Origin of the sequence: Pseudomonas sp. Lb2C2 (genome assembly GCF_052112205.1) — a bacterium.
GTDB classification, from domain to species: domain Bacteria; phylum Pseudomonadota; class Gammaproteobacteria; order Pseudomonadales; family Pseudomonadaceae; genus Aquipseudomonas; species Aquipseudomonas kilonensis.
The window spans coordinates 1-11,850 of sequence record NZ_JAUTYW010000010.1 but is presented as its reverse complement, the minus strand read 5'-3'; the positions used below and the strand labels follow the sequence as shown (position 1 = coordinate 11,850).

Genomic DNA, 11,850 nt, shown 5'->3' with positions numbered 1-11,850 from the left:
GCTCTCGATTCGCGTCACGTGTTATTCGGTTTCCAGATCGATATCGATGCCGAGGGAACGAATTTCCTTGATCAACACGTTGAAAGACTCGGGCATGCCCGGCTCCATACGGTGATCGCCGTCCACGATGTTTTTGTACATCTTGGTCCGGCCGTTCACATCGTCCGACTTCACTGTGAGCATTTCTTGCAGAGTGTATGCAGCACCGTACGCTTCCAGTGCCCAGACCTCCATCTCCCCGAAACGCTGACCACCGAACTGCGCCTTACCACCCAGCGGCTGCTGGGTAACCAGGCTGTAAGAACCGGTAGAACGAGCGTGCATCTTGTCGTCTACCAAGTGGTTCAGCTTCAGCATGTACATGTAGCCAACGGTAACCGGGCGCTCGAACTTGTTGCCGGTACGGCCGTCGAACAGCTGCATCTGGCCGCTTTCTGGCAGGTCCGCCAGTTTCAGCATGGCCTTGATTTCGCTTTCCTTGGCACCGTCGAACACCGGAGTAGCCATTGGAACGCCGCCGCGCAGGTTCTTCGCCAGGTCCAGGATTTCCTGGTCGGAGAAGGTGTCCAGCTCTTCGTTGCGGCCGCCGATTTCGTTGTAGATCTCGTGCAGGAACTTACGCAGGTCCGCGACCTTGCGCTGCTCTTCGATCATACGGTTGATCTTCTCGCCCAAGCCCTTGGCCGCGAGGCCCAGGTGGGTTTCAAGGATCTGACCAACGTTCATACGCGAAGGTACGCCCAACGGGTTGAGGACCACATCGACCGGGGTGCCATTGGCATCGTGCGGCATGTCTTCAACCGGCATGATCACGGAGACCACACCCTTGTTACCGTGACGACCAGCCATCTTGTCGCCCGGCTGGATGCGGCGACGGATTGCCAGGTAAACCTTGACGATTTTCAGCACGCCTGGAGCCAGGTCATCGCCCTGCTGCAGTTTGCGCTTCTTGTCTTCGAACTTGTCGTCCAGCAGACGGCGGCGATCAACGATATAGGCCTGAGCCTTCTCGAGCTGCTCGTTCAGAGCATCTTCAGCCATGCGCAGTTTGAACCACTGGCCATGCTCAAGACCGTCGAGAACTTCGTCGGTGATTTCCTGACCTTTCTTCAGGCCGGCGCCGCCTTCGGCTTTGTGGCCGACCAGAGCGGAGCGCAGACGCTCGAAAGTTGCGCCTTCGACGATACGGAACTCTTCGTTCAGGTCCTTGCGGATCTCGTCGAGTTGAGTCTTCTCGATGGACAGTGCACGAGCATCACGCTCAACACCGTCGCGAGTGAAGACTTGTACGTCGATGACGGTACCCTTGGTGCCGGTAGGCACGCGCAGGGAGGTGTCTTTAACGTCGCTGGCTTTTTCACCGAAGATGGCACGCAGCAGTTTTTCTTCCGGAGTCAGCTGGGTCTCGCCTTTCGGAGTGACCTTGCCCACCAGAATGTCGCCTGCGCCTACTTCAGCACCTACGTAAACGATACCGGCTTCGTCCAGCTTGTTCAGTGCAGCTTCACCCACGTTCGGGATGTCCGCAGTGATTTCCTCTGGGCCAAGCTTGGTGTCACGAGCCACACAGGTCAGTTCCTGGATGTGGATCGTGGTGAAGCGGTCTTCCTGAACCACACGCTCGGACAGGCAGATGGAGTCTTCGAAGTTGAAGCCGTTCCATGCCATGAACGCGATGCGCATGTTCTGACCCAGCGCCAGCTCACCCATATCGGTGGACGGACCGTCGGCCATGATGTCGCTGCGCTGAACCCGATCACCCTTGCTCACCAGCGGACGCTGGTTGATGCAGGTATTCTGGTTGGAGCGGGTGTATTTGGTCAGGTTGTAGATGTCGACACCGGCTTCGCCAGTTTCAACTTCGTCATCGGCAACACGAACCACGATGCGGCTGGCGTCGACGGAGTCGATCACGCCACCACGACGAGCCACGACGCAAACGCCGGAGTCACGGGCAACGTTACGCTCCATGCCGGTACCTACCAGCGGCTTGTCGGCACGCAGGGTGGGTACAGCTTGACGCTGCATGTTCGAACCCATCAACGCACGGTTGGCGTCGTCGTGCTCGAGGAACGGGATCAGCGACGCTGCAACCGAAACTACCTGCTTCGGCGACACGTCCATCAAGGTGACGTCTTCCGGCGCCTTGACGGTGAACTCGTTCAAGTGACGAACAGCTACCAGCTCGTCGACCAGGACCTTCTTGTCGTTCATCGTGGCCGAAGCCTGAGCGATCACGTGATCAGCTTCTTCGATGGCGGACAGGAACACGATCTCGTCGGTCACCAGGGCGTCCTTCACCACACGGTACGGGCTCTCGAGGAAGCCGTACTGGTTGGTGCGCGCATAGGCAGCCAGGGAGTTGATCAGACCGATGTTCGGACCTTCCGGCGTTTCGATCGGGCATACACGACCGTAGTGCGTCGGGTGTACGTCACGAACTTCGAAGCCTGCACGCTCACGGGTCAGACCGCCCGGGCCGAGTGCGGAGACGCGACGCTTGTGGGTGATCTCGGACAGCGGGTTGTTCTGGTCCATGAACTGGGACAGCTGGCTCGAACCGAAGAACTCCTTCACCGCCGCAGCCACAGGCTTGGCGTTGATCAGGTCTTGCGGCATCAGGCCTTCGCTTTCAGCCATCGACAGACGTTCCTTGACCGCACGCTCTACGCGCACCAGGCCAACACGGAACTGGTTCTCGGCCATCTCGCCTACACAGCGAACACGACGGTTACCCAGGTGGTCGATGTCATCGACGATGCCTTTGCCGTTACGGATGTCGACCAGGGTCTTGAGGACCGCAACGATATCGTCCTTGTTCAGCACACCCGAACCTTCGATCTCGGTACGACCGATACGACGGTTGAACTTCATCCGGCCGACCGCAGACAGGTCATAACGCTCAGGGCTGAAGAACAGGTTGTTGAACAGGGTCTCGGCTGCATCCTTGGTTGGCGGCTCGCCAGGACGCATCATGCGATAGATCTCGACCAGGGCTTCCAGTTGGTTGCCGGTGGAGTCGATCTTCAGCGTGTCGGAGATGAACGGACCGCAGTCGATGTCGTTGGTGTACAGCGTCTCGATGCGAACGACCTGGGCCTTGGCGATTTTCGCCAGGATCTCGGTGTTCAGCTCGGTGTTGCACTCTGCCAGGATTTCGCCGGTGGCCGGATGCACGATGACCTTGGCCGTGGTGCGACCCAGGACGTAGTCCAGAGGCACCTGCAGCTCTTTGATCCCGGCTTTTTCCAGCTGGTTGATGTGGCGAGCGGTGATACGACGACCCTGCTCGACAATAACCTTGCCTTTGTCATCCTGGATATCGAGGACAGCGATTTCACCGCGCAGGCGCTGTGGCACCAGTTCCAGGCTGAGGTTTTCACCTTGCACATGGAAAACGTTGGTGGTGTAGAACGCGTCCAGCACTTCTTCGGTGGTATAGCCGAGCGCGCGCAGCAGTACCGATGCAGGCAGCTTGCGACGACGGTCGATACGCACGAATACGCAGTCTTTCGGGTCGAACTCGAAGTCCAACCACGAACCGCGGTAAGGAATGATGCGCGCGGAGTAAAGCAGTTTGCCGGAGCTGTGCGTCTTGCCACGGTCGTGGTCGAAGAACACGCCCGGAGAACGGTGCAGCTGGGAAACGATTACACGCTCGGTACCGTTGATTACGAAGGTACCGTTCTCAGTCATCAGGGGGATTTCACCCATGTAGACTTCTTGCTCTTTGATGTCCTTGATCGCTTTGTTCGACGATTCTTTGTCGAAAATGATCAGGCGCACTTTTACCCGCAAAGGTACGGCGTAAGTAACACCGCGCAATACGCATTCTTTGACATCAAATGCCGGCTCGCCCAGGCGATAACCGACGTACTCCAGCGCAGCATTGCCGGAGTAGCTGATGATCGGGAAAACGGATTTGAAGGCCGCATGCAGGCCCACGTCGCGGAACTGATCTTTAGTCGCTCCCGCTTGCAAGAATTCACGATACGAATCCAGCTGGATGGCCAGGAGGTACGGCACATCCATGACGTCCGGCAACTTGCTAAAGTCCTTGCGGATACGTTTTTTCTCAGTATATGAGTAAGCCATCAGCGTTCCCCAGCTTGGTCACCTGCTTGTTTGGCCCCTCCCGACGGGAGCAGCCAGAAAATCGTGCAAACCCCATGGTTTGCGCCACCACATCGGGTGGTTACAGCTCGTGATCAGCACCGACCCAGTCGGCTGCCAATAACGGAAAAAGGCCGGTGGCAAGAGCCACCAGCCATCAGCCTGTCGCTTAACGCTCGGGCTGGAGACGCAAAGTCGATGCTTACTTCAGCTCGACTTTAGCGCCTGCTTCTTCCAGAACTGCTTTGGCTTTGTCAGCTGCGTCTTTGGCAACAGCTTCCAGAACCATGGCAGGAGCGCCGTCAACTACAGCCTTGGCTTCTTTCAGGCCCAGACCGGTCAGTTCACGTACTGCCTTGATCACGTTTACTTTCTTCTCGCCAGCTTCGGTCAGCATGACGTTGAATTCGGTTTGCTCTTCAGCAACGGCAGCAGCAACAGCTGGACCAGCGGAAGCAGCAGCAGCGGTAACACCGAATTTTTCTTCGAAAGCTTTGATCAGCTCAACAACTTCCATTACGGACATGTTGCCAACGGCTTCGAGGATATCGTTTTGAGAGATAGACATGACTCTAAATTCCTGGATTGGGGGACGGCCTACGCGACCATCGAAATAAACAAAAAACGCGAAAAGGAGTGTCGAGCCTTAGGCTGCGGCAGCTTCTTTCTGGTCGCGCAGTGCCGCCAGAGTACGAGCCAATTTGCTGGTTGCGCCTTGAATCACGCTCATCAGCTGGGAAATTGCTTCGTCACGGGTCGGCAGAGTTGCCAGTACGTCGATCTGGTTAGCTGCGAGGAACTTGCCCTCGAACGCAGCTGCCTTAATCTCGAACTTGTCCTGACCTTTGGCGAATTCCTTGAACAAACGGGCAGCAGCGCCAGGATGTTGGGTGGAGAACGCGATCAAGGTCGGGCCGGTGAACACGTCGTTGAGGACACTGTATTCAGTGTCAGCAACAGCGCGCTTGAGCAGGGTGTTACGTACAACACGTACGTAAACGCCAGCTTCACGAGCCTCTTTACGGAGTCCGGTCATAGCGCCTACTGTTACGCCACGGGCATCAGCCACGACAGCGGACAGAGCAGCTTTGGCAGCCTCGTTGACTTCAGCGACGATGGCCTTCTTGTCTTCGAGTTTAATTGCCACGGGTTTAACTCCTGCTTGTTACCGTTTCATCCGGTCGAAACCGAATGTCGTTTTGGTGTCTGATTCGGTAAGGAACCGGGAGCACCATCTGCGTAGGCTTGTGGTTTAAGACTTGCGTCGCCTACGGTCTTGGACAGCCCCCGCCAGGCAGGGACCCCAATTTTTTGATTGGCGCAATTACTTGCGCCAACCTGAGTCTTACGCGTCGAGCGAGCTCTGATCGATGACCAGACCTGGGCCCATAGTGGTGCTCAGGGTGACGCGCTTGACGTAGATACCTTTCGAAGAAGCTGGCTTGATACGCTTCAGATCAGCGATCAGGGCTTCAACGTTTTCCTTCAGCTTGACGGCGTCGAAGCCGATCTTGCCAACGGAAGTGTGGATGATGCCGTTTTTGTCGGTGCGATAACGAACCTGACCAGCCTTGGCGTTTTTAACCGCGGTGGCTACGTCTGGCGTTACGGTGCCGACTTTAGGGTTAGGCATCAGACCGCGTGGACCGAGGATCTGACCCAACTGACCTACAACGCGCATGGCATCCGGGGATGCGATCACTACGTCATAGTTCAGGTCGCCGCCCTTCATTTCAGCAGCCAGATCGTCCATGCCTACGCGATCAGCACCAGCAGCCAGAGCAGCTTCAGCTGCTGGGCCCTGGGTGAAGACAGCTACACGAACGGTCTTGCCAGTGCCGTGTGGCAGCACAGTAGCGCTACGAACGACCTGGTCGGATTTACGTGGGTCAACGCCCAGGTTTACAGCAACGTCGAACGACTCGCTGAACTTGACAGTCGACAGCTCAGCCAGCAGAGCGGCGGCGTCTACAAAGTTGTAGGCCTTGCCTGCTTCGATTTTGCCGGCGATAGCCTTTTGACGCTTGGTCAGCTTAGCCATTACACACCCTCCACGTTAAGGCCCATGCTACGAGCAGAACCGGCGATAGTACGCACGGCTGCATCCATATCAGCTGCAGTCAGATCCGCGTTTTTGGTTTTCGCGATTTCTTCCAGCTGAGCACGGGTAACGGTGCCAACCTTAACGGTGTTTGGACGAGCGGAACCGCTGGTCAAACCTGCAGCCTTCTTCAGCAGAACCGAAGCTGGGGTGCTTTTTGTTTCGAAAGTGAAGCTACGGTCGCTGTAGACAGTGATGATCACTGGAGTCGGCAGACCTGGCTCAAGACCCTGAGTACGGGCGTTGAAGGCCTTGCAGAATTCCATGATGTTCACGCCGTGCTGACCCAGGGCAGGACCAACAGGTGGGCTTGGGTTAGCCTGAGCGGCCTTCACTTGCAGCTTGATGTAAGCGGTAATTTTCTTGGCCATGAGGCACTCCAATTACGGGTTCGAACGCCTCGAAAGGCTCCCCGGCTACTTGCGCGTTTATCCCAGTGACGACAAAACCCCACAGCCTTGGGCTGCGGGGTTGGGATGCCTGCTCAATCAGACCTTTTCGACCTGACTGAACTCTAGCTCTACCGGAGTAGAGCGACCGAAAATGAGCACTGCCACTTGGATCCGGCTCTTTTCGTAGTTAACTTCTTCAACCGTGCCGTTGAAATCAGCGAATGGACCGTCGGTGACGCGTACAACCTCACCTGGTTCAAACAGTGTCTTCGGCTTCGGCTTGTCGCTACCATCAGCGACGCGACGCAGAATCGCTTCTGCCTCTTTATCCGTGATCGGCGCAGGCTTGTCGGCGGTACCGCCAATGAAGCCCATCACCCGAGGGGTATCCTTGACCAAGTGCCAAGTCCCTTCGTTCATGTCCATCTGCACCAGCACGTAGCCCGGAAAGAACTTACGTTCACTTTTGCGCTTCTGGCCATTACGCATCTCAACCACTTCTTCAGTGGGGACCAGAATTTCGCCAAAGCCATCTTCCATGCCAGCCAGCTTTACGCGCTCTACCAGCGAGCGCATAACATGCTTCTCGTAACCCGAGTAAGCATGCACAACGTACCAACGCTTAGCCACGGGACACCCTTAGCCAACAATCAAGGAAACAAGCCAGCCGAGCAGGGAATCGAGCCCCCACAACAGCAACGCCATTACCAGAACAACAGCCACAACGATCAACGTGGTCTGCGTGGTTTCTTGGCGAGTCGGCCATACGACTTTACGAATCTCGGTGCGAGCTTCCTTAGCGAGTACAAAGAAAGACTTGCCCTTGGCTGTTTGCAGGCCTACAAAGGCAGCAACAGCAGCAATGGCGAGCAATGCAAGTACGCGGTACAGGATCGGCGAAGCAGAATAATACTGATTGCCAACAACGCCAATAACCACCAAAGCGACTACCACTAGCCACTTGAGCAGATCGAAGCGAGAGCCTTGAGCTTCAGCTTTAGGAGTCATCTATGAAGATCCTGTGAAAAGAAAGCCAGACGCACTGAGTGAATCTGGCAGGTCAGGAGGGAATCGAACCCCCAACCTACGGTTTTGGAGACCGTCGCTCTGCCAATTGAGCTACTGACCTAAAACAAAATCAGGCCGACCATTATGCCGGCCCGAAAAAGACATTACAACTGTTTACTCGATGACTTTAGCTACGACGCCAGCGCCGACGGTACGACCGCCTTCACGGATAGCGAAACGCAGACCGTCTTCCATCGCGATGGTCTTGATCAGGGTAACAGTCATCTGAATGTTGTCACCCGGCATTACCATTTCAACGCCTTCTGGCAGCTCGCAGTTACCTGTCACGTCAGTTGTACGGAAGTAGAACTGTGGACGGTAGCCTTTGAAGAACGGAGTATGACGACCGCCCTCTTCCTTGCTCAGAACGTAAACTTCTGCGGTGAATTTGGTGTGCGGCTTGACGGTGCCTGGCTTGACCAGAACCTGGCCACGCTCAACGTCGTCACGCTTGGTACCGCGCAGCAGCACGCCGCAGTTCTCGCCAGCGCGACCTTCGTCGAGTAGCTTGCGGAACATTTCAACACCAGTGCAGGTAGTTTTCTGAGTATCGCGCAGACCGACGATCTCAACTTCTTCCTGGATACGGACGATGCCACGCTCAACACGACCAGTCACAACAGTACCGCGACCAGAGATCGAGAATACGTCCTCGATTGGCATCAGGAACGGCTTGTCGATAGCACGCTCTGGCTCCGGGATGTAGCTATCCAGAGTTTCCACCAGCTTCTTGACTGCAGTGGTACCCATTTCGTTGTCGTCTTGGCCGTTCAGAGCCATCAGCGCCGAACCGATGATGATTGGAGTGTCATCACCTGGGAAGTCGTAAGTGCTCAGCAGATCGCGCACTTCCATCTCAACCAGTTCCAGCAGCTCAGCGTCGTCAACCATGTCAGCCTTGTTCAGGAAGACAACGATGTACGGAACGCCTACCTGACGGGACAGCAGGATGTGCTCACGGGTTTGCGGCATCGGACCATCAGCGGCCGAGCAAACCAGGATCGCGCCGTCCATCTGGGCAGCACCAGTGATCATGTTTTTTACGTAGTCGGCGTGACCTGGGCAGTCAACGTGCGCGTAGTGACGCACGGCCGAATCGTATTCAACGTGAGCGGTGTTGATGGTGATACCGCGAGCCTTCTCTTCCGGGGCGCTGTCGATCTTGTCGAAGTCAACCTTGGCCGAACCGAAAACTTCGGAGCAGACACGGGTCAGAGCAGCGGTCAGCGTGGTTTTACCGTGGTCAACGTGACCAATAGTACCAACGTTGACGTGCGGCTTATTACGTTCGAACTTTTCCTTAGCCATCGAAATCACCCCTAGGAGAAGAATTTAGCGAGTCACACAAGCCATTAAAACAAAGGCAGATATTTTCATATCTGCCTTGTTATATGGAGCTCTTGAGCGGATTTGAACCGCTGACCTCACCCTTACCAAGGGTGTGCTCTACCAACTGAGCTACAAGAGCGAAACACTTTGCACAACCTGCAAACTTGGAGCGGGTAGCGGGAATCGAACCCGCATCATCAGCTTGGAAGGCTGAGGTTCTACCACTAAACTATACCCGCGGAGCTTGCAGCTCACGCTAAAAATGGTGGAGGGGGAAGGATTCGAACCTTCGAAGTCGTAGACGTCAGATTTACAGTCTGATCCCTTTGGCCGCTCGGGAACCCCTCCTAAGCGAGCCGGCATTCTATATCATGCCAGCCTTCTGTCAAGCATTTTCTCATTAAAAACCTGAGGTTAGCTGCGTTGACCTTGCTTCGTATCGCCAACCTTTAAAGGTCTTCGCTGCGAAGCGGGCGCCATTCTATGCAAACTACCCTGCGGGTGCAACCCCTTCGCATGGCATTATTTTATGTTTTAACTCATTGAATTCTTTAGAAAGGTTTTGAAGCAACGTTTCATTCACCTTTCCCGCGCTTTCCTGGGAAACCTGAACCCAGAATCCCCCACCCTCAGGGAGATTTGGCGAGTTCGGCGCAGCAGAACGAGCTACGACGCCCGAGGCGGCCAATCGCTGCTCCAACTGCCTGGCCAGCTCCGGACGAACAAAACCGCCCAAGTAAACACAGGTCTTTTGCGCTTCACCGGGTTTACCCAGGTCGCGCCTGACAAGTGCATCCGCCGTCTCGCTCAACAGGTGAATATCCTGCTGCGAACCGCGGTACAAACTGAGCGGAGTCACATCCTTGGCGCGAAGTGGAGCCTCCTGCTGATGCCAGATGTAGTAGAAGACATTCAAAACCAGCAACAACAGAAACAACCACCGCATAGAAACCTCAAGACAAGGGACAGGCCATCGCCAAACCGACAAAAACCAGGTCGGGCACCACTTTGGCATCAGGAACAACCCCGGAAACCAGATTGGCGTCTCCACCCGTGAGAAACACCACGAAATCCTTTCCCCAATATTGCCGCGCCAATTCAAGCTGCGTCAGGACAAACCCTCTGAGCATCAGCATGCAACCGCGCTCGACCGCTTCAACAGTTGTCCGACCTGGAGCGAGACTCTCATGGGCTCGCTCGGCCGCCATATCGTCATAGCGAATTCTTCGCGTATGAGTACGCAATTGGTTACGCATCAAAGGCATGCCCGGACAAATGAATCCGCCGAGATGTTCACCGTCCGTCGCCACAAAATCAGCAGTAATGGCAGTACCGAAATCGAGGACCAGGCACGCACCCGAAGCAAGATGGAACCCACCAAGCAGGGCCAGCCATCGATCAAGCCCCAACCGCTCGTAATCCTGGTAGCCGTTTTTCACCCCCGCCATTTCTCGGGCAGGCACAGCACGAGTCACCGACACCCCATACGCATCAACCAGAGAGGCGACCAATGAATCTGTCTCCTCCAGGGTCCTCACACTAACAAGACGACATTTCTTGAGCTGGAACTTCTCAGCATTACTCAGGCTCACCAGCAAATCGCTGTCAGAGCTGACCACACCGCCGTCAACCGGCGTCACCCCGTCGGCACGAAGAACACGCCATTTGATAAAGCTATTGCCGCAGTCAAGCTCAAGAATCATTACGCAACCTCAGACTGAGCTCACCACCGCTAAAGTTTTTTTCCACACCGTCCACCTTCAACCGCAGCGCACCCTGGTGATCAATGCCCAGCACAACACCGTCAATTTTATTAACACCAGCAATCAGGGAGACAGCCCTCCCCTGCCAAAGATGATATTGCTCCCACTCCGACTGTATTGCGGCAAACCCCGATGCGTGATGAAGCCTCAGATAGCGCTGAAGCTTCGCACCCAATCGTGCCACCAGCTCATTTCGATCAAAATCCCTTCCGGCTTCAAGGCACATGGATGTCCACTGCTGGTCGACCTCATCAGTCGATTGCATATTCACATTAATCCCCACGCCCAGGACAACATGGCAAACGTCCGCAGGATCCCCCACCAACTCAAGCAAGATGCCGGCGATCTTTTTCTCTCCCACCAGGACATCATTAGGCCATTTCAGCCCCGCCTCAGCGATGCCCATATCACGCAGGGCATGCATAACCGCAAGTCCGACGACCAGGCTCAGCCCTTCGATCTGCCGCATGCCGCCGTCAATGCGCAGCACCAGGCTGTGATAGAGGTTTTCGGCAAACGGACTGACCCACTTACGACCACGACGACCGCGACCAGCGATCTGTCGCTCGGCCAAAACCATGAACGGTGCCGCCGCCCCACGCTCGATCAAACGCAGCGCCTCGGCATTGGTCGAGTCGATAGCGTCAAAGACATGGACAGGCCACTCATGAAGGCCTTTTGCGTAAATCTCTGCAGCATCCAAAAGTACCAGTGGCTTAGCCAACTGATACCCCCTACCTCGAACCTTATGAACAGACAATCCTATTTCTGCTTCCAAGTGCTGCAATTGCTTCCATACAGCACTACGACTGATACCCAGCGCAGCACCCAGCGCCTGCCCTGAATGAAAGCGCCCATCCTTCAGAAGTTTTAGCAACGTGAGCATGCGGACTGCGCCCTGATAATGAGGCCCGCATGATAGCCATGCACAAGACCGTTGCATAGAAACACAAAATGACTTTCCTGCGGGCAAAACAAAACCCCTACCTGCATCAGCAGATAGGGGTTTCGGAATTTAATCTTGACGATGACCTACTCTCACATGGGGAAACCCCACACTACCATCGGCGATGCATCGTTTCAC

11 protein-coding genes and 4 tRNA genes are annotated in these 11,850 nt (G+C 55.6%); all 15 read right to left on the bottom strand.

The window, feature by feature from the left end:
• Positions 1-21 precede the first annotated feature (21 nt).
• Complete coding sequence (rpoB, locus tag Q7F16_RS26110; RefSeq protein WP_013694338.1) at positions 22-4,095, bottom strand: DNA-directed RNA polymerase subunit beta; 4,074 nt, start codon at positions 4,093-4,095, stop codon at positions 22-24.
• Positions 4,096-4,315: 220 nt separating this feature from the next.
• Positions 4,316-4,681 carry a 50S ribosomal protein L7/L12 gene (gene rplL / locus Q7F16_RS26105; protein WP_003206098.1) on the bottom strand — a complete coding sequence of 122 codons (366 nt, stop codon included), beginning with the start codon at positions 4,679-4,681 and terminating at the stop codon, positions 4,316-4,318.
• Between the two features lie 78 nt (positions 4,682-4,759).
• The gene (rplJ, locus tag Q7F16_RS26100; protein ID WP_003206099.1) at positions 4,760-5,260 is read right to left on the bottom strand and encodes a 50S ribosomal protein L10; all 501 of its coding nucleotides are present in this window, start codon (positions 5,258-5,260) and stop codon (positions 4,760-4,762) included.
• A 198-nt stretch (positions 5,261-5,458) separates the two neighbouring features.
• On the bottom strand, positions 5,459-6,154 hold the full coding sequence (gene rplA, locus Q7F16_RS26095; RefSeq protein WP_003186095.1) for a 50S ribosomal protein L1: 696 nt from the start codon (positions 6,152-6,154) through the stop codon (positions 5,459-5,461).
• Positions 6,154-6,585: a 50S ribosomal protein L11 gene (gene rplK / locus Q7F16_RS26090; RefSeq protein WP_003176435.1), complete on the bottom strand. Its 432-nt coding sequence runs from the start codon at positions 6,583-6,585 to the stop codon at positions 6,154-6,156. Before rplK ends, rplA begins: the two co-directional genes overlap by 1 nt.
• Before the next feature lie 117 nt (positions 6,586-6,702).
• Positions 6,703-7,236, bottom strand: coding sequence for a transcription termination/antitermination protein NusG (nusG, locus tag Q7F16_RS26085; RefSeq protein WP_003186097.1), 534 nt, complete (start codon positions 7,234-7,236; stop codon positions 6,703-6,705).
• Between the two features lie 9 nt (positions 7,237-7,245).
• The gene (gene secE / locus Q7F16_RS26080) at positions 7,246-7,614 is read right to left on the bottom strand and encodes a preprotein translocase subunit SecE (RefSeq protein ID WP_003206102.1); all 369 of its coding nucleotides are present in this window, start codon (positions 7,612-7,614) and stop codon (positions 7,246-7,248) included.
• Positions 7,615-7,659: 45 nt separating this feature from the next.
• Positions 7,660-7,735: transfer RNA gene (locus Q7F16_RS26075), tRNA-Trp, on the bottom strand.
• Positions 7,736-7,788: 53 nt separating this feature from the next.
• Positions 7,789-8,982: an elongation factor Tu gene (tuf, locus tag Q7F16_RS26070; protein ID WP_003186103.1), complete on the bottom strand. Its 1,194-nt coding sequence runs from the start codon at positions 8,980-8,982 to the stop codon at positions 7,789-7,791.
• Positions 8,983-9,066: 84 nt separating this feature from the next.
• Positions 9,067-9,142, bottom strand: a tRNA-Thr gene (locus tag Q7F16_RS26065).
• A gap of 26 nt (positions 9,143-9,168) precedes the next feature.
• Positions 9,169-9,242: transfer RNA gene (locus Q7F16_RS26060), tRNA-Gly, on the bottom strand.
• A gap of 24 nt (positions 9,243-9,266) precedes the next feature.
• Positions 9,267-9,351 (bottom strand) — tRNA-Tyr (locus Q7F16_RS26055).
• 142 nt (positions 9,352-9,493) lie between these two features.
• Entirely contained in the window at positions 9,494-9,949 is a 456-nt protein-coding gene (locus Q7F16_RS26050) for a hypothetical protein (protein WP_046064837.1), read from the bottom strand.
• A 7-nt stretch (positions 9,950-9,956) separates the two neighbouring features.
• On the bottom strand, positions 9,957-10,706 hold the full coding sequence (locus Q7F16_RS26045) for a pantothenate kinase (RefSeq protein ID WP_046064838.1): 750 nt from the start codon (positions 10,704-10,706) through the stop codon (positions 9,957-9,959).
• On the bottom strand, positions 10,696-11,652 hold the full coding sequence (birA, locus tag Q7F16_RS26040; RefSeq protein WP_046064839.1) for a bifunctional biotin--[acetyl-CoA-carboxylase] ligase/biotin operon repressor BirA: 957 nt from the start codon (positions 11,650-11,652) through the stop codon (positions 10,696-10,698). The genes Q7F16_RS26045 and birA overlap by 11 nt, the downstream gene beginning before the upstream one ends.
• Positions 11,653-11,850 lie beyond the last annotated feature (198 nt).